Origin of the sequence: Paenibacillus sophorae (genome assembly GCF_018966525.1) — a bacterium.
GTDB lineage: Bacteria > Bacillota > Bacilli > Paenibacillales > Paenibacillaceae > Paenibacillus_AQ > Paenibacillus_AQ sophorae.
The window spans coordinates 1,288,654-1,309,855 of record NZ_CP076607.1; the positions used below are offsets into that span (position 1 = coordinate 1,288,654).

The window sequence follows — 21,202 nt, forward strand, 5'->3', positions numbered from 1 at the left end:
AAGGGGATGTATGAGAAGATGAAAAAGAAGACGGGACGCAAGCTATCTACTCTCGCTGTACTCGGTCTATCATTCTCCATGCTGGTCACCGCCTGCGGCAGCGGCGGCAACAATGCTTCGCCGAGCCAGGCTCCGGCGGCCACGTCCGGGGATCAACCGGCCGCGACTGCGAGCGCGGCGACGGCCAACACGCCGCTGGAGAAGGCGCTGAACGGCGAATATAAAGGCACCAAGGTTACCATGTTCGGCCCGTTTGTGGACGCCGACCAGGTGAAGTTCGAGACGAGCATCAAGGATTTCGAAGAGAAGACGGGCATCGACATCCAGTACGAAGGCTCCAAGGAATTCGAAGCCACCATTAACGTTCGCGTGGACGGCGGCAATGCGCCGGACATCGCCGATTTCCCGCAGCCCGGTCTCTTGGCTTCCATCGCCAAGACCGGCAAGGTCATTGACCTGAACACGGTGCTTGACCCCGAAAAGCTGAAATCCAACTACAACAAGAGCTGGCTGGACATGGCGACCATGGACGGCGCAAGCGGCAAGATCATGGCCGGCATCTGGAACCGCAGCAACGTGAAGAGCCTCGTTTGGTACCCGAAGAAGCAGTTTGAGGAAGCGGGCTACAAGGTGCCTCAGACTTGGGATGAAATGATGGCGCTTACCGAACAGATTGCCAAGGACGGCGACCCGGCCTGGGCGATCGGCATCGAGAGCGGCGCGGCCACCGGCTGGGCGGCGACGGACTGGGTCGAAAACATCATGCTGCGGACGACGACGCCGGAGAACTACGATAAGTGGGTTAAGGGCGAGCTGCCGTTCACGTCGCCTGAAGTGAAGAACGCGGTCGAGATCATGTCGAAGATCTGGATGAACAAAGATTATGTCTATGGCGGCACGAAGTCGATTGTCACGACGGCCTTCGGAGACGCGCCGAAACCGATGTTCGAGAACCCGCCTAAGGCCTGGTTCAACCTGATGGGCAACTTCATCACGAGCTTCTTCCCGGAAACCGCAAAGGTCGACCAGGACTACGACTGGTTCTACCTGCCGCCGATTGACGACCAGTACGGCAAGCCGGTGCTGGTAGCCGGCGACATCTACGCCATGTTCAACGACCGCCCTGAAGTGCGGGCTGTCATCGAATTTTTCACCACGGGCGAATCAATCAAGAGCTGGGTACAGTCGGGCGGCGTTGTCGCGCCGATGAACGATGCTTCCCTCGACTGGTACCAGTCGGAATCCGATCGCCGGATGGCAAAGCTCGTGCAGGACGCATCGACGCTGCGCTTTGACGGCTCCGACCTGATGCCGGGCAAAGTGGGCGCGGGCAGCTTCTGGAAGGGCATGACCGACTATGTCAGCGGCACCGCCACGCTCGACCAGGCGCTGGAGCAGATCCAGAAAGGCTGGAACAACTGAGTCCGCGGTCCAGGAGTGATTCGGGTTAAAGCTGACCGGGGCGAGCGTTGCGGGCCGTAAGCGAGTACACCAAAAGGGGGCAGCGGGCAGGAAAGGCTCTGCCCCCTTTTGTTATGGCAATTACAACATTTAGGAGGAGCGCATATGGGGACACAAGCCAAACCGGGAATCCGTCTGAGAGCCGTGTTGATCTCCTTGGGCATACTGCTCGCCAATATTGTGGTTAACGGCCTGATTTTCCTGTTTTTTCGGGATTCGACGCTGAATCCGCTGCTGACAGCGGTGCTTGCCGTGCTGTGGGGCGTCGTGGGTGTCTATCTGATTTATTACTCGCTGACCTTTGCAGCTGAGCAATATCCCGATAAGATCCGCAGCAGGATCCTCCCGTTCATCTTCGTGGGGCCGGCGGTGCTCCTGCTGGGCTGGCTGCTGGTGCTGCCGGCGCTGCGGACGCTGTACCTCAGCTTCTTCAATGCGTCGTCCGACAAGTTCGTCGGGTTGGCCAACTATGCGGCCATCTTCAGCGACCGGCTGCTAGGCACGGCGCTGCGCAACAATCTGCTGTGGGTGTTCGTCGGCACGCTGGCGTGCGTCGCCTTCGGCCTGCTGATCGCCATTCTGGCGGACCGCAGCAGCTACGAGAAAACCGCGAAGTCCATCATCTTCATGCCGATGGCCATTTCGTTCGTGGCGGCGGGCGTGATCTGGAAATTTGTCTACTATTATCAGCCGGGCAACGAGCAGATCGGTCTGCTTAACGCCATCGTCACGTACTTCGGCGGACAGCCGCAGGCCTGGACCAGCATGATCCAGCCGTGGAACAACTTTTTTCTGATTCTCATCCTGATTTGGATGCAGACCGGGTTCGCCATGGTCATCTTCTCGGCGGCGATCAAGGGAGTGCCCGACGATATTCTGGAAGCGGCGCGCGTGGACGGCTCCGGCGAGATCCGCATTTTTTTCCGTATTATCATTCCGTTCATCTCGACCACGATCCTGACGGTTACCACGACCATTATTGTCTTTACGCTGAAAATATTTGACGTCGTCATGGTCATGACCGGCGGTCAATACGATACAGAGGTTGTCGCGACGCAGTTCTACCGGCAGTTCTTCATGTACCGCAACTTCGGCTACGGCTCGACGCTGGCCATCGTGCTGCTGATCGCGGTCCTGCCCGTCATCTTCGTCAATCTGCGCCAGTTCCGCAAGCAGGGGGGATTCTAAATGGTTGGCTCCAAGAAAAGAAAAGGCAACAAGGCGGTCGTCAACATCGTGCTTGGGATTATCTGCTTCATCTGGCTGGTTCCGACGCTTGGCTTGTTCATCTCCTCGTTCCGCCCCGCCGCGGACATTCTGCAGACCGGCTGGTGGAAGGTGTTCCCGCACCAGGAATGGAAGGCTTCGGATGATGTGATCCGGCTGTCCAAGGATGTAGACCTTCGGGGACCAATCGTAGTGAACGGCAAGACCTACACGGACGCGCAGCTCAAAGCGGGCGTGGTCGAAGGCGGCAAACGGCTCATGTGGGAGAACCGCAGAGCGCGCATGATCAGCGTGCAGACGGAAGGCTGGGTGACAAAGCCCAACCTGACGACGGAGAATTACAAGAACGTGCTGTCCGGCAAGGAGTATAAGCTGAAAAAAGCCGACGGCAGCGAGGCGGTGCAGAAGGGAAGCGGTCTCTCCCAGGCGTTCTGGAACACGCTGACCATCGCGGTGCCGGCGACGATTATTCCGGTTCTGATCGCGTCCTTCGCGGCTTACGCTTTTGCCTGGCTGCGTTTCCCGGGACGCAAGACGATGTTCGTGACCATCATCGCGATGCTGGTGATTCCGCTGCAGGTTGCGCTCATTCCCGTGCTTAAGGATTACACGGCCCTCGGGCTGAACGGAAGCTATCTCGGCATCTGGCTGGCGCATACGGCCTTCGGCCTGCCGCTGGTAACGTATTTCATGTACAACTTTATCAGCCAGCTTCCAAAAGATCTGTTCGAGTCGGCGTTCATTGACGGGGCGAGCCATTTCACGATCTTCAGCCGGCTGATCCTGCCCCTGTCTGTACCTGCACTGGCTTCGATCGGCATCTTCCAATTCCTGTGGGTCTGGAACGACTACCTGGTGTCCCTGATCTTTATAGGCAACCAGCCGAATGTTCAGGTCATGTCGATGAAAATCGCCGATTTGGTCGGCTCCCGCGGCAACGACTGGCATCTGCTGACCTCGGCCGCCTTTATCTCGATGCTGATGCCGCTCGCCATCTTTTTCCTGCTGCAAAAGTATTTCGTCAAAGGATTGATGGGCGGCTCGGTCAAAGGCTGACGCCTTGGCGTACGTCCCTACGGCGTGCAAGGGTTCGCTCCGGGCTTGCGTCCATTCGATATGTTATCCAGGCGGAGACAGACCGCCGTACAAAGGAGTGCGGAGTATCCATGAAAATGAAACCCTACGTCCATCCCGAGCCGTTGTATCCGTACCGGGAATGGAGCCTGGAAGAAGAGAGCTACGCCGACGGCGAGAACCAGCGGAGCGAAAGCTTGTTTGCCGTCGGCAACGGCTATATCGGCATGCGTGGCAATTTTGAGGAGGGCTATCACGGCACTGAAGGAACGACGGTGGTCGGCAATTACCTGAACGGCTTCTACGACGCCGAACCAATTCTTTATCCGGAAGGCGCATACGGCTACGCGGTTCGGAACCAGGCAATGCTTAACGTCACCGACGCCAAAATCATCGATCTGTCTGTCGAAGGCCACGCCTTTCACCTGAACGCCGGCACCGTGCTTCGCTACAAGCGAACGCTCGACATGCGCAAGGGGGTGCTGCGCCGCGAGGTGGACTGGGAATCGCCAGGGGGGCACCGTGTGCGCCTCGTCATCAACCGCCTGGCGTCGTTTGGGAACAAACACATGGCCGCCATCCATTACGAGGTAACGGCGCTCAATTTCGACGGCGCGATTACGTTCGCCTCGGCCATGGAAGGCACCATCGCCCGCCCGCAGGCGACCGACGACCCGCGGCTCGGGGCGGGAAGCGAGCTGCCGAGCCTGCTGCCGGAGGACATGGAGCACGGCGGCGCGTTCTCATGGATGCGCCAGCGGACCCGGCATACCCGGTTCGTGCTGCTGACGGCGATGGTCCACGTTCTGGAGGCCCCAGCCGGCTACGGGACGAACCGGAAGGCGGCGGGCCAGCGGCTGACGGAGGAATTCTGCGTGCCGCTGCGCAGCGGCGAGACGACGGCACTGACGAAGTACATCTGCTACCATACCTCCAAAGACTATCCGGAGGAGGAACTGATGCCTCGGACCGAAGTTCTGCTGCGCGAGGCGGCGCATTCCGGCTTCAGTCAGCTGCTGGCGGAGCAGGAAGCCTACCTGGACGAGTTCTGGAAGCGGGCCGACGTCGAGATCGCCGGCGATCCCGCGCTCCAACAGGGCATCCGCTTCAACGCGTTCCAACTGCTGCAATCCGTCGGCAGGGACGGTGTGACCAACATCGGGGCCAAGGGCCTGACCGGCGAAGGCTATGAAGGCCATTATTTCTGGGATACGGAAATGTACATGCTGCCGTTCTTTACCTATACCCGGCCGGATATCGCCCGATCGCTGCTGGAATTTCGTTACCATACGCTCGGCAAGGCCCGCGAGCGCGCGGCAATCATGTCGCAGAAGGGTGCGCTTTACCCGTGGCGGACTATCGACGGAGAGGAGAACTCGTCCTATTTTCCGGCAGGAACGGCGCAGGCCCATATCAACGCGGACATCGCGTACGCCATCCGGCAGTATGTCCTGGCGACGGGAGATACCGATTTTCTCGTCAGCCAGGGGGCGGAAATCCTGTTCGAGACGTCCCGGTTCTGGGTCGACCTCGGCCATTTCAATCCGGCGCGCGGCGGAGCGTTCTGCATCGACGCGGTAACGGGACCGGACGAGTACACGGCGATTGTAAACAACAATGCCTACACGAATTTGATGGTGCGCAGCCAGTTGGAGTACGCTGCCGGCACGGCCGACCTGCTCCGCGACTCATATCCGGAGCATTACGAGAGGCTGGTCCGGGCCATCGGGCTGACGGAGGAAGAAGTGCGTCTCTGGCGGAAAGCGGCGGCCCTCATGTTCGTGCCTTCGGATGAACGGCTTGGCATCATCGCCCAGGACGACACGTTCCTGTCAAAGAAGAAATGGAATTTCGAGCAAACGCCGGAAGACAAGTACCCGCTGTTGCTGCATTTTCATCCGCTCGTCATCTACCGCCACCAGGTGCTGAAGCAGGCTGATGTCGTTCTGGCCCTGTTCCTGCTCGGCGAGCAGTTCACGCTGGAGGAGAAAATCCGCAATTACCAGTATTATGAGCCGCTCACGACCCATGATTCCTCGCTGTCGCCCTGCATCCACAGCATCATGTCGGCGGAGATCGGCGATCTGGAGGGCGCTTACGCCTATTTTGACCGGACGGTGCGAATGGATCTTGACGACATCAACCGGAACGCCAAGGACGGCCTGCATACGGCGGCGATGGCCGGCTCGTGGATGTCAATCATCAACGGCTTCGGCGGCATGCGGCTCCGGGATGGCATTCTGTCCTTTCAGCCGCGCCTGCCCGACCGGTGGGAGAGCTGCAGGTTCCGAATCGCGTTCCGCGGCTGCCTTTTGGAGGTGAGCACCGGCCGGGAGAGCACCCTATACACGTTGCTGGAAGGCGATGCGCTGGAGCTGCTGCACATGGGGCTCCGGGTCTCACTTTCTCCGGGACAACAGGCTTCCTTTCCCCTATAGGCCAAAAGCAAACGGCGCTCCGTCTCCTGAAGTTGGGGAAGCGGAGAGCCGCGAAGGTCTCTTTTATTATTAAAAGCGGGAAAGCCTCTAACGGCGCAGCCAAACACCCCATATTTCAACGGTTCAACGTAAACAGATAATTATACTTGCTTGCATGTTTTAACTCGTCCAGAATAATGCCTCCTACCGTATTCCGGACATGTAGGAATCTACGCGCTAATACTGCTCATTGCTGACTCCCCGGATGTCCTGCCCCGTTAACTCTTTGTAGATCCCCGAAACATGCGATTGTGCCCCCGTTCATCGTCCGTGATGGAAGCAATGACCGAGGCTTGCTCGGAGTTTGGGGCGAGTTTGATCAGTTCGTCATAGAATAGTTCGTCATTTCGTTCCCCCTGGACCGCTTCTGTGATCATATCCAGAGCTTGCGGGTAATTGATGAGAATGGCCCTACGGGAGGTTTTTTTGATGATGATGGACGTGTAGCATGGTAATACGTAAATCGGAGATCTTGTACTTCCGAAAACATTTTCTGAGGTGAATACTACATGAAATCGAAAAAATAACGGATCACATGGAAAAAGATCGGCGAGGTGTAGGTAAGGCTATCGACCCGGCTTAAGTAGCTTTTTTTCAAAGCATCGAACTTATCGTCATCGCCGATTAACAAATCCCGCTTCAGAACGGAAACCGTTAAGCTGCCGAAGAAACCGCTCAAGCTGATCAGCATGCCGGAAACGATACCGAAAGTCAGGTTAAGCGGCGTCAGGTAGGGGTAGATCAGATACGAAGCCCCTGTCGTTACGAGAAAAGCGCATGCGAAGCCTTCCCAAGTCAAATTCGGGTTGGCGGTCGGGACCACCTTCCGCTTGCCGAAATAGATCGATGCCAGATAGTGTACGACATCACCAAGCTGCGTCAACACCACTAGAAAAAGCACAAGTCCCCCTCCGTACTGCGGCGTAGCAAATTGGAAATAGGCTAGGTGGCTAAGTCCGAAAACCATCAGCATGAGTCCCCATTGGACCCGGCTGACGCTGCGCAGAAATCCGACCGTTCCTTTGTTGATCAACCTCGGGAGCGGCAGGAACAAGAATACATAGATAGGGATAAAGACAATAAACATTCCGTACCACCCGATATAAATCCAATAGAACTGCGCGGGAATCGACAAATAAGCCCACAGAAACAGCCTGCGGTCGGCTTTTTTCGATTTAATCATGGAGAAATATTCTTTCAGCGCAAAGAAGGCGAGCACCATCAGGGAAAGGAGCGAAACGACCGGGTTGAAAAGGGTGGCCAAACAAAAAATGAGGAGCATGCCCCACCAGGTCTTGATGCGAAATCCAAGGCCCGTATAGTCTTTGTCCGGCTGAATTCTGCCCACCACATAATACATCAAATGGACGACTGATAAGACTGCAAAAATAAGGACGATCGTTAATAGCGAGCTGTTCACTGCCAATCACCAACTTGCCTGCAGGGTAAGATTCCATTAAAGGGATCTTATGTTATTATGAAGGAAACGGTGTAACTTGATAAGGGGAAAATTTGTAAATGGAAGCTGATCGATCGGTTTTTATCCTGCTTACGAATACTGGAACGCTTTTTACGAAAATCATTCAAGGCTACACAAAAGCGCCATACAATCACGCTTCGATTTCCTTCAATCGGGAGCTTTCGGAGCTGTACAGCTTCGGGAGAAAGCATCCGAGCAACCCCCTGAATGGCGGATTCGTGAAGGAGGATCTCAAGACAGGCACATTCAGCAAGTATCCGAATACGACGTGCGTCATCTACGAGCTTCAAGTAACAAGCCGGGAAGTTGAGAAAATGAGGCGGGTTCTGCAAATCTTTATCCGAAGCCGCCAAAAGTATCTCTATAACATTCTGGGCGTGATCGGCATCGCATTAAAAGAACCGGTCGAATTCAGCAACTCCTACTTTTGTTCGCAATTCGTCGCGGAAATTCTGGAGCGGTCAGGTATAAAGCTGTGGAATAAGCTGCCTGCGCTCGTTACGCCGGATGATTTTCGGCAAAACTACCGGCTGCATTTGATCTACGCAGGGAAATTAAGCGAGTACGAGCCGGAGCTCTGAGGAGGAGTGCGGCGGGACCAAAGAAAAAGCAGATCCAGCCTCGCTTGAACTTTTCTGGCCGGATCTGCGTTTTTTAATTACTCCTTCGAATGCGCTGCTTCGTCCTTCACTTCTTCCCGAAAGCCTTTAATGCTTTCTTGACGGCGCTCATTCTTATCTTCGATTTGTTTACGTTCCTCGCTGCTGATTTCAGAGGCAAATTCATTTAAATAGTCTTCAGCTTCATGAAGATTTCTCTGTGTATTCTGAATACTTTGCTGTAAATGCTCAACATTATCCGCCCGATTATCCGGTTTTGCCATTAGTTATCGCCTCCTGGAATATTGAAGTGCCCGTTGGAGCACTAACAGGTAGCTTGAACGCTGTTGGAGGATTTTATGCAAATCACGGGTATCAAGAAAATGACAATAAGATTTTGTGGGAGGTTAATTATATGATCATTGGTTCTTTACAGATAAATGTAGAAAAAAATGATAAGATGAAAAATTTGAACACCATTGAGAAGCTAATCAATCATTCGGCAGATTCGGTCGATTTGGTGGTTATGCCTGAGCTATTCTCAACAGGTTATTTTTTTGACTCAGCAAGCGAATTGATGGAAATCGCAGAAGAAATTCCTAACGGGTATACAACAAACAGGCTCATTGAAATTGCTAAAAACTCAAACTGCCATTTCGTTGGAGCCATTGCAGAAAAAGAAAACGGTCATCTTTATATTACCGCAATCGTAGTAGGGCCATCAGGATATATTGGAAAGCAAAGGAAAAGGCATCTTACAGATCATGAATCAAAAATTTTTTCTTATGGAACGAGCTCAGAAGTCTTTGATATCAATGGGTGTAAGGTGGGAATTGTTATATGTTTTGAAGGGTGGTTCCCGGAAAGCTCAAGAGAATTGATGCTAAAAGGGGCGCAAATCATTTGTCATTCCGCATTAACCTGTCAGGAAAGAACCCTGGATATCATGAGAATTCGGGCTATTGAAAACAAAGCGTATTTTATTTTAGCAAATAGTATTAGCACTGAGAATTTTAAAAATGAGTCAATAACCTTTAGAGGAGACAGCAGAGTAATAGATTATGATGGAAATATTTTAGTCAATGCAGGACAAGAAGAAAAACTAATTATAGTAGAAGTAAATGAAGAAAATACGATTCGTAAAGATTTAGATGATTGTAAGGATTTGATTTCGGAAGTTAAAAAACATACATACTTCTAATAACTTAAATACAATAATGTACAATGTTTATAAAGTTGTTATGAATGAATTTAGGAGGGGATCCATCTGGTCTACGTAAATCCTTCTCAATATCCCGTACCCGAGCTGCAGCCTTACGTGACCCGCAACAGGAGCGAACTTTACTATCGACACTATCCTAGCGCCGCTAAAACGGCGACGGCGATTATTCTTCTTCATGGAATATCTGAAGACAGCAAATACTTATTCCCGTACTCTCAAAAGGTTTCATCAACAGGGCTCGCCCACGTTTTCACGCCTGACCTTCGGGGCTATGGACCAAAAGCCGCCAACCTCGGCGACATTGACTATATCGGCCAGCTAGAGGATGATCTTGCGGATCTGATTCAGTACATTAAAGACAAGTTCCCTCACGTCAAGCAAGTCGTGATGGCCGGTCACTCAGCAGGTGGCGGAACGGCCATACGTTTCGCCGGGAGCCGATATGCCGACTGCGCAGACTCGTACCTGCTGCTCACGCCATACCTAGGTCCGGGGAACCCGACTGAGCGCCCAGCGGATGGGCATCGCAAGCTGCATATGGGAAAAGTGATCATCCTCAGCATGCTGGATTCGATAGGGATCAAAGGCTGGGTACGGGCTCCCCGCCATGGAGTTGTACAAGCGGCCCGAGGAGTTGCACGCGGAATGGCTACAAAGCTCAGTTTTCGACTTTTGCTGTCTCGCTCGCCGATGAAGTACAAACGCGATTTGACGAAGCCGACTCTTGTACTTGTCGGAGCGGAGGACGAGGTCTTTTATGCAGATCGCTATGAGGAGTTGCTTAGTACGTATACCAAAGCACATGTTCACATCGTCCCTGGAGCGAACCATGACGGACTGCTAGAAAGCCCGATTGCTTATGTACATACTGCCAATTGGCTGAAATCAGAGTGAGGACGATAGTTCATACAAAAAAGGGTCATCCCGCAAAGGATGGCCCTAAAAAACTTGCCGTTACAGACAACACGGTGAACCGTACCATAAATAACGGTAAGTTTTTTTGGAGGAAAATCATTCAATTTAAACATGTAGTAATTCCATTCGATATATTACAGTTTATCGATTGATGAAGACATTTTGAAGCGTGAAGAGGAAAGATACAAAAGGTGGAGTCCTTGATAACTAAGAGCCACCTCTGAAAATATTTACATGGATGTAACATTAACCATAAATACTCAATGTAAAAGGGGAGGGTCGCTCTTCTTCAATTCCAGTGGATTCTCAGACAATGCCTTCCTTCAATAGGATTCCTCATTTGCCGGAACTTTTTAGGCAACTTCATATCATTTTACATCTTTCTTTGTATTTCTGAAAACGAATTTGAAAACCTTCCTCTCAGAAGTCTCTAATTTCCATTCTTCCCTTTTTACTACGGCCAACACTTGAATAATAAGGGCTTGCCAGCCCCTTTTTAGGAACTATTCTCTCAATACCACTTTTACGTAATAGATCAAGAGCTTTACTCCGTTCGCTTGAAGACGGCTTTTTCCTTGACATCATAGGAACCTACCTCTTCCTCTATGAGATATTAGCATTCTTGCCAACTACGTAAAATATATGCGGTAAAAACAGAAAAAGAAGGGGCCTGACCCCTTCTTCTCGGTGCAAATTACTTTACTTTACGATTAGTACCTTTTTGTCCTTCCCCGATACACTGGAATAGAAAGGTTTATCTGAAATCTTTGGGCTGGCCGCAGCAGCAACTTCTAGTCCAGCAGCTCTCAATTCCCTTAAGATGCTTGCTCGATGGTCCATAGACTGTTTAGCAGTTTGCTTATTGCGCTTCTTCATGACGATCACCTTCCCTATTATCTGTATTGTTATTATACATCATTCCGAAGTTACTTTGAACCTCATCAATAAACTCATTCTGAACTTCAGCGAGCAGTTCCAGGGCATTCTCTTCATCAAAGATTCCATGACCAAGAGTAATCAAAAAGCAGTGATTAATTCCGCCCAACAGGATATGTCTCCCAATATATAGCCGTCCCTGCTTTTCACCGCTACCATAATGAGAGAAACGATAATAATCATTCTTTAAGAGGACTGCCCGAAGTATACCGGTACGTTTCACCTCATTTAATTTTATGAACATTTCCTGAGATAAGTTAAACAAGTTCAAACTTTCTGTTGTATTGAATACTTCTTGGAACCACTCCTCAATTAAATCAACTGCAAGCTGAAGGATGGCAAAATCAGTCGCTTCTTTCTCCCCAACATCCTCTGGGTTAACGCCATTAATCCGGAGACGATGAGTGCGCACAAAACTAATTAGTTTCGAAGCATCGTTATGCCGTTCAAGATACGCTTTAGCGTTCATGAAATCGCGATATAAATCACGTTCTACATGGAAATATATTTGTCCGAGTGCATTTAACTCTACCCCCTCATAAACAAATCCATCTACATGTTTCACTTTGACGATAATTTCATTTATACGTTTTTTGATCTCGTATTTATACATTTGAACAGCATCTACCGATTCCTGATGTTCTACAAACTTACGAATAACAGACTGAAGAAGCTCCAGTCGACGGAAATTGGAATAATGCCGGTTCGCTTTTATGTATAATGATAATTCCTCATTTGATTCATTTTCAAGTTTTCCAATCCGATCACGGAAGAACTGGATTAGTCCAATGGTCAAGAATAAATAAACCACGACCGGCAATCGCCAAGTATCGAATACAGGTTTGACCCACTTCGTAAAGAACTCTGAAGCGTTAGGGGAATAGTTTTTCCATAGATCAAAGGCAAGAAATAGACCAAAGGCTATGAAAAAACCCCAGACGGATAACCATCGCTTCATAACTATCCTCCATTCTATTTCTAAAGTAAAGCTTTCTTTTTTCAGGGCATTCCTTCCAATTGATAGAATATCACACTGTTGAACGCCGTCATAGAAGAAAAAGAAGATACCCCAGCATCAATGGAGTTCTTCCTGTATTCTTTTGTGCTATAACAACTTTATCACCTTAGGCAGAATAGTCCTATGATATTCGAATGTTCCGCTATCCCCAAATTACTTTGCTGTCGTTTTCAATAGATGATTTTTCTACTTGGTTTTATAGCTATTGCTCCAACTTTTATATCCCATTCGACAGGTTGTGATACAGAGACGGAGATACCAATATTTATCTGCTACACATTGAATCAAGTCATAATTTTTTATAATCCATTTTATATCCTATATGGTAACTAACGCCATTTTTAATAAGATGCAACAAAGCCTGTTCAGTTCAATTGGCACGAAGAGCGCTTGATCTCGCGGTGCACCCAAATTAATTGAACAGCGTGACTATCTGATTTACTTAGTTCCGCGTTAACAGGCAGGTCTGGTTAACTTAGGGAGAAAGTTTTTAGTTCCCTGATCAAAACGCCTTCCAGTTGGATTCTCTTCAGTGGCACGGTGTATTAATATATATCCCTTGGTTACCATTTTCACTAAAACACTTTTGTTTTTTCAAAAACTTGCCGTTACAGAAAGCACGGTGAACCGTCCATAAATAACGGCAAGTTCTTGCATTGAAAAAGCCGGTAACCCGTTTGGCGAGCTACAGAAGCTTAGCCTCGGGTTACAAACTTTCTTATGTTTTTCACTCTCAGGACTTTAACATTTCTTGTTAAGAGAGATTCATCGCTTACGATCCAAGTATGATCTTTAGAGTTCCTTCTGCGGATCGCGTAGAAGTTGTATGGACTTCCTGAATAAATCTTAAAGCCTTTTGCCAGGCTGTCGGAACAAAACTTTACGCATTCTCCCCGGTTTCGATTCGGGAACCGAACCTTGCCGAACACGTGCCGTTTTACGAGCAGGGTCGCTCCTTGAACCAGGGAAACATGCTTATTAGCCATATTGTAGTAACGAAGCAGAAGCAGTTTTTTTCCATTCAGATACATATAGTGGGCTCGTTTTCCTACAATATCGGCGTTTGTCTTTAACAAGATTCGCACACTATCCGTTAAGTAGCCCGGAGCATAATAATCGTCATCATCGAATTTAGCAATGAGATTGTATTTGGATAATTTAACTCCATAATTCAGGCATTCACCGAGCGATACATGATCCGGCATGCTGTAGATCCTTACGCTCTTATATGATTTTGCAGCCTTTATATACTCGGTCACCTTCAGGCTGTTATGATTTAATATGACGATAAGCTCTTTATTCCTATAATTCTGTCTGCTGTAGTTATGAAAAAGCGTGTCCATGCATTGCCGCCGTTTGGTGCAAGTAATGATGGAAGCCGCATTCTGAGCACGGGAAATATCGCGTCCCGCCATTAGAGAACGTCCTTCGGCTTTCTTTGCGCAAATCGCTTGTAATTCTTAACATTAGGGATTTTTTTATGGTGAGCTATCAGTTCTTTGTCGCTGATGATCCAGGTATGGTTGGATGAATTTTTCCTGCGAATGGCCACAAAATTATATTTTCCTGCAGAATAAACCTTGTACCCCTTCCTCTTGCTTCTTACGCAAAAAAGATCATCTTCACCCACGCTTTGATTGGGAAACTGAACCTTGTTTAATACGTCACGTTTAATGACCAGCGTAGCGCCTGGAAGTTTGGTTGCGGGCCGATTCTCATCTTGGGGAAACCGAAGGATAAGAGTCTTTGATCCACGCAGATACATATAATGTGCGCGCTTTCCGATGATATCGGCTTTGGTTCTCTTAAATGCCTGCAAGCTGTCGGTCAAATAATAGGGGGCGTAGTAATCGTCATCATCGAACTTGGCAATGTAGCTGTATTTTGCTTTCCGGACGGCATAGTTTAAACAAGCACCGAGAGATTGATGTCCCGGAACGCGGAAAACCTGTACGTTTTTATGTTTTTTGGCTAAGCGCTGATAGGGTGAAAGCGGTATTTTATCGTTGTTAACGATAATAATGAGTTCTTTTCGTGGATGCTGCTGTCTGCTGTAATTCTTAAACAGGTTCCCTGCATAACCTTGGCGATTCGTGCAGGTAATAATGGAAACTCCCTGCTGTTTGATAGACTTTCTTGGGCTGGCTTCCATCACATCGCTCCCCTTATCCGTGATACTAGAATATCTCACTATACAATATGTAATTGCTAGACAAGGGTAACGGCATATCCACCATGGCGTATAAGCACAAAAATAGCCGATGCAGGCAGCGGGGTCCCCCAATATCCGTAAGCATGACTCCTTGACGACGATTGCGGGTTAAAAGAGTTACCCCAAGCTCGAACTCAAGCGCGGACGGCATGGCTTACTGCTGGCTTATTCATAACAATTTTGTTATGCCACCTATTATATATATTCATTTTACTTATGTTAAACCCTGTTGTATCATCTGATTATGGCAAGCGACAAGTCAATCAACCAAAGCCAATCAAATTTGAATAAAGGGGGAAATATTGTGAAATATAAGGCTTGGATTTTACTAATATTAGCCAATCTATTTTGGTCGGGGAATATGATTTTTGGGAAATTCAGCTCGACTGAATTTCCTGCAGTATGGACAGCTTTTCTAAGATGGGTTGTTGCATTGATTCTCCTTATTCCCATTGCCCAATTCATCGAGAAACCTTCATGGTTTCAAATATGGAAAAAAAACCGGGCGATTATCATTTCGTTAGCTGTTTTAGCAATTGTCATCTATAGCTATCTCATGTATGCTTCACTACAGTTCACATCTGCAGCGAATGGCGCACTAATTAACACTCTCACTCCAGCCTTGATTATGCTCTTTTCGTTGATATTCCTAAGGGAAAAAGTAAGTACCTTTCAGTTCATTGGATTAATCACTTCATTTATTGGTGTCCTGATTGTTTTGACTAAAGGAAACCTGCTTCAATTGTTCTTCACCCACTATAACAAGGGCGATGCACTCATGTTTTTGGCCGTGTTATGCTGGACAGCCTATTCATTGGTTGTAAAAAAAGCAAAGGGCATCCCGCCCATTACATTGGTAGCGATGATAGCGATTGTTGGTACTATTCTGTTGATTCCTTTTTTATTCATGCAACCTCTTCAGTATAAGGAAGTAACTTCTTTCGGTATTATGGGGATTGTTTATTTGGGTGTGTTCCCGGCAGTCGGCTCGTTTATCTTTTGGAATCAAGGCATTAAGATGTTAGGAGCGGGTAAAGCTGGCATAACCATGAATTTGTTGCCTGTCTTTACAGCTATAATTTCGGTTATCTTGGGTCAGGGTCTGGTGATTTCACAAATTGTCGGGGGACTCCTTACGATTGCCGGTATGATATTAACTTCGATAAAACTGAAACAAGTTTCTCCCGAAAAGAGTATGGCGCCTCAGTTGAATCCATGAGCAATCAACAAAATGACCGAACAAGTATCTACTTGTCCGGCCGTTTTATGTGTGTATGGACTATATAAGATGAACTTGAAAAATGACATCAGGGTAAGGAGTAACGAAGGGGAAGTTTGGAACTGTAGGAGCGATAGCGATCGCCTTTGTCTCCGGATTTCATCCGCCAAGAGCAGTTTAAATAAAGAAATCTGGGGACAACAGCGGCCGGAAGTCCAAACATTCCTCGTAGTTACGACTGACATCTGATGGAAAAATCTTTAAGTTCATCTTATATAGCTTAGAAATTCTCCAAAACAATCTTTCCGATCGATCTTCCTGTCTCCATTTTTTCATGTACTAGACGCAGGTTTGCCGCATTAATCGGCTCCAGGCGTTCGGCCAGAGTGGTCTTCAGCTTGCCATTATCGATTAACTCAGCCAGTTGATTCAGGATATCATGTTGTTTGATCATATCTTTGGTCTGGTACATGGATCGGGTAAACATGAGCTCCCATACAAACGTGACACTTTTAGAAAAAAGCAGATCCATATCCAAGCTTCCCGCCTGGGAAGACTTAGCTACAGGAACGATTGAGCAAATTTTGCCCTGAGGGGCGATGACTTCTGCCATATTCGCAAAATGCTGCACCGTATCATTCAAACAAAATATATAATCCACGGTCTCAAACCCAATTTCCTTGAGCTGCGGTGCAAAAGGACTGTTGTGGTTGATTGTAAAATCTGCACCGTGCTCTTTGGCCCACTGCACGGACTCCGGACGTGAAGCGGTGCCAATTACAGTTAGACCTGCTAATTTGGCAAGCTGAGTGGCTATTGATCCTACTCCTCCCGCTGCACCGATAATGAGTATGCTTTCGTTTTCCTCTACGCTATGACTGATTCCTAGACGATCAAATAAACCCTCCCAAGCAGTAAGCGAGGTCAGCGGCAAGGCGGCTGCTTGCGCGAAATCCAAGCTCTTCGGCTTGTTGCCCGCAATTCGTTCATCAACCAAGTGAAATTCACTATTGCCGCCTGCACGAGCCACACTGCCCGCATAAAATATCTCGTCTCCTGGCTTGAACAATTGGCATTCAGGTCCAACCTGCTCCACGATCCCGGCAACATCCCAACCCAAAATTTTGGGCGATTCTGCTTCATAGTTATTTTTCTCGCGAATATCCAAGTCGGCAGGATTGACTGAGACTGCTTTGACTTCGACAAGCAGATCGCGGCCTGTAGGCGCCGGCTTTTCTATATGCAGATCAACGAGGCTTTCCGGATCGGATAAAGGGAGATATCGGTAAGCACCGACTGCTTTCATTTTTTGGCGATTGCTCATTTCTTTCTCCTTTCAAAATGGTTTATCGTACATCCGAATTATATATTGTATACTTACGTTAAATAAGTACGCATATTTTTATTATATAGTATTAAAAATCATACCATTGGAGGAGGACGGAGTAATGGGAGATCGAAGAAACAAATACGGGGCTAAGCCAAACATAGAAAGCTGTCCTGTGGAAACCACTCTGGATGTCATCGGCGGCAAATGGAAAGGGATTATTCTCTATCAACTCATTGGCGGAACGAAAAGATTTAATGAATTCCGGCGTCTCAATCCGGGAATTACGCAGTTTATGCTCACATTGCAGCTCCGGGAGCTTGAGCGGGATGGCATCGTTCACAGAGAAGTGTATAAAGAAGTTCCGCCAAGAGTGGAATACTCGCTTACTGATTTTGGAAGGACGCTCGAGCCGATCATCGTATCCATGCAAAAGTGGGGGGAAACTTATAAAATCAGACTTAAAGATATAAGAACAGAGCAAGAGGAAGATGCTTGAGCATTCAGACGGGAGACCTGTCAAAATCAACGTCTTCAATAAACTCGATCACTTCACCGTTGGGACTGTAAACCAAGGCGTTTTTCACCACAAGCGCCGGTTCGCCAAGAGACATCTGACTTGGCTCTACACAGGCCTTTGCTCCATGAGCAATGGCTTTTTGATATGTATCGTCTACATCACTCACATAGAAGGCAAAGTGTAACAACGCTCCATAAGCTACCTCCTCCTCTGACGAGGCTTTTTTACCTTGGGCTGGAATGACGGCTTCATTATCAAAAACTTCAATGCAGGTTCTTCGATCGGGTGAAACGAGCATGGAAGCTTCTTTGATCTGGAAGGAGGGCAGACTCCAATAGTGCCCCACCTTAAATCCCAAGACTTCAGTATAAAAGGCAATAGTCCCTTCATAATCTTTGGCCTGGATCGCCACATGTGAAAGACCTTTTACGCTCATTCAATATCGCTCCTTATCTGTAAGTTGTTAATAGTATAGAAATTTTAATGCGTTAAATACATATGATAAATAAGAGTATATTGATAAAATAGTTATTAAATATAAGTTAATTCGATGGATATGGCTTAATTTATTTACATAACTGAATCAAGGGGGATTACGGATATGGTTCATCCAATTGATGATATTGATAGGAAGATTTTGCAGCTGCTTCAGCACAATGCGCGAATGTCCATTTCGCAAATCAGTAAAGAAATCAGCATGTCCCAGCCGTCGGTTAAAGAAAGGATTTTGAAGCTGGAGGATAAAAAGATTATTTCCGGGTATTCCACAGCATTTAATTTAAGCAATCTGAATCGGGGAACGACGACTTTTATCCTGTTAAAAACTGAACATTGCCCGGAGCTCGTTGATTTTTGCAGCAAGGCCAGGGAAGTAACCGATTTATATCGGATCAGCGGGGAATATAATTATCTGATTAAAGTGCAAACCGCATCGATCGAAGAGCTTGCCGAATTCCAAGACTCTCTTGTTAAACTCGGACCTTCAAAGTCTCATATCAGTATGAAAAACATATTAGAAAACAGAGTGTTACTCTAGGATACGATAAAAGGAAGCAGAAAACGCGCAATTCCGACAAAACCGATCAAAATTATGTTGACGAACATTATATGAACATGTAATACTCAATTGTGCTGAAAAAAAGATGTTCAATAGATCAGAAAAAAAGAGAAGAGAGAGGGTACATAGTAATGAAAAAATTCAGCCTGATACTTCTGCTTGCACTGACCGTCATTTTGGTCGCCGCCTGCGGAACAAATGCTAACAACGACAGTTCGCCTGCGGCTTCTCCGTCGCAGAGCGCGGAAACCGGAAGCGGGGAACAATCCAGCCTGGACGCAATCAAAGCAAGCGGTGTATTGCGGATCGGCACGGAAGGAACCTACGCTCCATTCACTTATCATGATGCCAGCGGCAAGCTGACCGGATTCGACGTGGAGATTGCAGAGGAAGTTGCCAAACGCCTAGGGGTGAAGGCCGAGTTCGTTGAAACTCAATGGGACGGCATTTTCGCCGGAATGGATGCCAAGCGGTTTGACGCTATTTTCAATGAAGTATCCATTACGGACGATCGCAAAGTGAAATACGACTTCTCCGATCCTTACATCGTCTCCAAGGCTGTGCTGATCGTCAAGAGCGACAATAACACGATCCAGTCATTCGCAGACCTTAAAGGCAAAAAGGCCGCTCAGTCCCTGACAAGCAATCTGGCGGATATCGCCAGGGAGAATGGAGCCGAAATCGTCTCCACCGAGGGTTTTAATCAGGCGATCGATCTGCTGGCTTCCGGACGCGTGGACGCCACGGTCAACGACGGATTGTCTTATTTGGACCTCAAGAAGCAGAAGCCGGACGCTCCGATCAAACAGGTCGACGAACAGGCGAACGGTTCACAAAGCGCCGCCGCTTTCCTTAAAGGCAATGATGAACTGGTCAAAGCGGTCAATGACGCGCTGGCTTCAATGAAGAGCGATGGAACCTACTTGAAAATCTCCGAGAAATATTTCGGCGAGGATGTATCCCAATAACACATGAATCAAAGGCCCTATTATGGCCCAAAGTTCAAGAAGGATGTCTGATTTATGGATGACCGTAAAATCCAAATCGTGATCGATTCTTTGCTGCCCCTGCTTAAAGCCGGGGTGGCTTTTACCATTCCGCTGACGCTTGTTTCGTTCGCTCTCGGTTTGCTGCTGGCGGTTGCCACGGCGCTGGTCCGGCTGTCGTCATGGAAAATTCCGGTTCTGATCGCCCGCTTCTATGTATGGATCATTCGCGGTACTCCGCTGCTGGTTCAATTGTTCATTATTTTTTTCGGACTGCCGAGCGTCGGAATAACGCTGGAGCCGTTTACGGCGGCGGTGATCGGGTTTACGCTCAGTGTAGGGGCGTACGGCTCGGAAATCGTGCGCGCGGCCATCCTGTCTATCCATAAAGGGCAGTGGGAGGCGGCTTATTCGGTCGGCATGACGCGCATCCAGGCGCTTCGGCGAATTATTCTGCCCCAGGCCGCGCGTGTGTCCGTACCCCCGCTGGCGAACTCGTTCATCAGCCTGGTGAAGGATACGTCGCTGGCGGCGACGATCACCTATGTGGAAATGTTCCGCACAGCGCAGCAAATCGCGGCCGTTACCTATGAACCATTGCTCGTATACAGTGAAGCGGCGGTCTTTTATCTGGTATTTTGTACGGTCCTGACGGTGCTGCAAGATTACCTGGAAAAACGTTTGTCCCGCTACTCCGCGGGCTAAAGGAGAAATAATACATGATACGATTGTCTGGCCTACATAAATCGTTCGGCCCGCTTCAAGTGCTTAAAGGCGTGGATGTGACGCTGGAGGAAGGCAAGGTGCTTGTCATTATCGGCCCGTCCGGCTCCGGCAAGACAACGCTGCTGCGCTGCTTCAATCTGCTGGAGGTTCCTGACAAGGGGGACATCTCGCTAGGCGGAATATCGCTGAGCTTTGACGGAAAGAAGCTGCCGCAGAGGGATGTCTTGGCTCTGCGGCAAAAAACGGGAATGGTTTTTCAGTCCTATAATCTGTTTCCGCATATGACGGCGCTCGGTAATGTCATGGAAGGACAGGTCACCGTCCAAAAGCTGCCCAAGGAGGAAGCGCGCAAGCGGGCCTTGAAGCTGCTGGTCAAAGTGGGACTTGCGGATAAGGCGGATTCGTATCCCCACCAGCTCTCCGGGGGCCAGCAGCAGCGGGTGGCCATCGCCCGGGCGATGGCGACGGAGCCGGAACTCCTGTTGTTCGACGAGCCGACCTCGGCGCTCGATCCCGAGCTTGTTGGGGAAGTGCTGAAAGTCATCAAGGAGCTCGCATCCGAAGGCATGACCATGGTCATCGTAACCCATGAAATGAAATTTGCCGCCGATGTCGCGGACACGCTGATTCTGATGGACGGGGGAGTTATTACGGAACAAGGCACGCCGGACCAAGTGCTAAACCATTCATCCAATCCCCGGACCTTGCAGTTTCTGAACCGGTATGTGGGCGATTGAGCGTCCGAC

General features: G+C 48.8%; 22 protein-coding genes. 13 read left to right on the plus strand and 9 right to left on the minus strand.

Annotated features, from left to right (window positions below; translation table 11 throughout):
• Positions 1-18 precede the first annotated feature (18 nt).
• From KP014_RS06130 to KP014_RS06145, 4 genes are all read left to right on the plus strand, one after another.
• The gene (locus tag KP014_RS06130; protein ID WP_425517254.1) at positions 19-1,422 is read left to right on the plus strand and encodes an ABC transporter substrate-binding protein; all 1,404 of its coding nucleotides are present in this window, start codon (positions 19-21) and stop codon (positions 1,420-1,422) included.
• A 144-nt stretch (positions 1,423-1,566) separates the two neighbouring features.
• Positions 1,567-2,649 (plus strand): carbohydrate ABC transporter permease, encoded by a 1,083-nt coding sequence (locus tag KP014_RS06135; RefSeq protein ID WP_036594267.1) that lies wholly within the window; start codon positions 1,567-1,569, stop codon positions 2,647-2,649.
• Complete coding sequence (locus KP014_RS06140; protein ID WP_036594265.1) at positions 2,650-3,744, plus strand: carbohydrate ABC transporter permease; 1,095 nt, start codon at positions 2,650-2,652, stop codon at positions 3,742-3,744. It abuts the gene before it with no gap.
• Between the two features lie 116 nt (positions 3,745-3,860).
• The gene (locus KP014_RS06145; protein WP_090834463.1) at positions 3,861-6,200 is read left to right on the plus strand and encodes a glycoside hydrolase family 65 protein; all 2,340 of its coding nucleotides are present in this window, start codon (positions 3,861-3,863) and stop codon (positions 6,198-6,200) included.
• 544 nt (positions 6,201-6,744) lie between these two features.
• Here the strand turns inward: KP014_RS06145 and KP014_RS06150 are convergent.
• Positions 6,745-7,659 (minus strand): phosphatidate cytidylyltransferase, encoded by a 915-nt coding sequence (locus tag KP014_RS06150; protein ID WP_036590688.1) that lies wholly within the window; start codon positions 7,657-7,659, stop codon positions 6,745-6,747.
• Between the two features lie 98 nt (positions 7,660-7,757).
• Here KP014_RS06150 and KP014_RS06155 point away from each other — a divergent pair, with 98 nt between their 5' ends.
• Positions 7,758-8,300: a hypothetical protein gene (locus tag KP014_RS06155; RefSeq protein WP_036590680.1), complete on the plus strand. Its 543-nt coding sequence runs from the start codon at positions 7,758-7,760 to the stop codon at positions 8,298-8,300.
• Positions 8,301-8,377: 77 nt separating this feature from the next.
• On the opposite strand, the gene tlp is transcribed toward KP014_RS06155, so the two are convergent.
• Positions 8,378-8,602: a small acid-soluble spore protein Tlp gene (gene tlp, locus KP014_RS06160; RefSeq protein WP_036590678.1), complete on the minus strand. Its 225-nt coding sequence runs from the start codon at positions 8,600-8,602 to the stop codon at positions 8,378-8,380.
• A gap of 131 nt (positions 8,603-8,733) precedes the next feature.
• On the opposite strand from tlp, the gene KP014_RS06165 reads away from it, so the two are divergent.
• Together KP014_RS06165 and KP014_RS06170 are read left to right on the plus strand one after the other, a co-directional pair.
• On the plus strand, positions 8,734-9,519 hold the full coding sequence (locus KP014_RS06165) for a nitrilase-related carbon-nitrogen hydrolase (protein WP_051499552.1): 786 nt from the start codon (positions 8,734-8,736) through the stop codon (positions 9,517-9,519).
• A 117-nt stretch (positions 9,520-9,636) separates the two neighbouring features.
• Positions 9,637-10,434 (plus strand): alpha/beta hydrolase, encoded by a 798-nt coding sequence (locus KP014_RS06170; protein ID WP_051499550.1) that lies wholly within the window; start codon positions 9,637-9,639, stop codon positions 10,432-10,434.
• Positions 10,435-10,875: 441 nt separating this feature from the next.
• Here the strand turns inward: KP014_RS06170 and KP014_RS06175 are convergent, their stop codons facing one another.
• From KP014_RS06175 to KP014_RS06195, 5 genes are all read right to left on the minus strand, one after another.
• Entirely contained in the window at positions 10,876-11,040 is a 165-nt protein-coding gene (locus tag KP014_RS06175) for a hypothetical protein (RefSeq protein WP_175491900.1), read from the minus strand.
• Between the two features lie 114 nt (positions 11,041-11,154).
• Positions 11,155-11,331 carry a hypothetical protein gene (locus tag KP014_RS06180; RefSeq protein ID WP_175491899.1) on the minus strand — a complete coding sequence of 59 codons (177 nt, stop codon included), beginning with the start codon at positions 11,329-11,331 and terminating at the stop codon, positions 11,155-11,157.
• The gene (locus KP014_RS06185) at positions 11,315-12,349 is read right to left on the minus strand and encodes a hypothetical protein (RefSeq protein ID WP_036590676.1); all 1,035 of its coding nucleotides are present in this window, start codon (positions 12,347-12,349) and stop codon (positions 11,315-11,317) included. Before KP014_RS06185 ends, KP014_RS06180 begins: the two co-directional genes overlap by 17 nt.
• Positions 12,350-13,104: 755 nt before the next feature.
• Positions 13,105-13,824 (minus strand): glycosyltransferase family 2 protein, encoded by a 720-nt coding sequence (locus KP014_RS06190; protein WP_036590675.1) that lies wholly within the window; start codon positions 13,822-13,824, stop codon positions 13,105-13,107.
• On the minus strand, positions 13,824-14,561 hold the full coding sequence (locus tag KP014_RS06195; RefSeq protein WP_036590673.1) for a glycosyltransferase family 2 protein: 738 nt from the start codon (positions 14,559-14,561) through the stop codon (positions 13,824-13,826). Before KP014_RS06195 ends, KP014_RS06190 begins: the two co-directional genes overlap by 1 nt.
• Positions 14,562-14,925: 364 nt before the next feature.
• On the opposite strand from KP014_RS06195, the gene KP014_RS06200 reads away from it, so the two are divergent.
• Positions 14,926-15,840, plus strand: coding sequence for a DMT family transporter (locus KP014_RS06200; protein WP_051499548.1), 915 nt, complete (start codon positions 14,926-14,928; stop codon positions 15,838-15,840).
• A 280-nt stretch (positions 15,841-16,120) separates the two neighbouring features.
• Here KP014_RS06200 and KP014_RS06205 read toward each other — a convergent pair whose 3' ends face one another.
• A complete protein-coding gene (locus KP014_RS06205) occupies positions 16,121-17,164 on the minus strand; it encodes a zinc-binding alcohol dehydrogenase family protein (protein WP_036598627.1) in 1,044 nt (347 codons plus the stop codon).
• A 124-nt stretch (positions 17,165-17,288) separates the two neighbouring features.
• Between KP014_RS06205 and KP014_RS06210 the strand changes: the two genes are divergently transcribed.
• The gene (locus tag KP014_RS06210) at positions 17,289-17,666 is read left to right on the plus strand and encodes a winged helix-turn-helix transcriptional regulator (RefSeq protein WP_036598624.1); all 378 of its coding nucleotides are present in this window, start codon (positions 17,289-17,291) and stop codon (positions 17,664-17,666) included.
• Between the two features lie 4 nt (positions 17,667-17,670).
• On the opposite strand, the gene KP014_RS06215 is transcribed toward KP014_RS06210, so the two are convergent.
• Positions 17,671-18,123 carry a VOC family protein gene (locus KP014_RS06215; protein WP_036598621.1) on the minus strand — a complete coding sequence of 151 codons (453 nt, stop codon included), beginning with the start codon at positions 18,121-18,123 and terminating at the stop codon, positions 17,671-17,673.
• Positions 18,124-18,288: 165 nt separating this feature from the next.
• Here KP014_RS06215 and KP014_RS06220 point away from each other — a divergent pair, with 165 nt between their 5' ends.
• From KP014_RS06220 to KP014_RS06235, 4 genes are all read left to right on the plus strand, one after another.
• A complete protein-coding gene (locus KP014_RS06220) occupies positions 18,289-18,723 on the plus strand; it encodes an Lrp/AsnC family transcriptional regulator (protein ID WP_036598619.1) in 435 nt (144 codons plus the stop codon).
• 152 nt (positions 18,724-18,875) lie between these two features.
• A complete protein-coding gene (locus tag KP014_RS06225; protein ID WP_090834449.1) occupies positions 18,876-19,712 on the plus strand; it encodes an amino acid ABC transporter substrate-binding protein in 837 nt (278 codons plus the stop codon).
• A gap of 54 nt (positions 19,713-19,766) precedes the next feature.
• The gene (locus KP014_RS06230; RefSeq protein ID WP_036592315.1) at positions 19,767-20,435 is read left to right on the plus strand and encodes an amino acid ABC transporter permease; all 669 of its coding nucleotides are present in this window, start codon (positions 19,767-19,769) and stop codon (positions 20,433-20,435) included.
• A 14-nt stretch (positions 20,436-20,449) separates the two neighbouring features.
• Positions 20,450-21,193 (plus strand): amino acid ABC transporter ATP-binding protein, encoded by a 744-nt coding sequence (locus KP014_RS06235; RefSeq protein WP_036592317.1) that lies wholly within the window; start codon positions 20,450-20,452, stop codon positions 21,191-21,193.
• Positions 21,194-21,202: the final 9 nt, after the last annotated feature.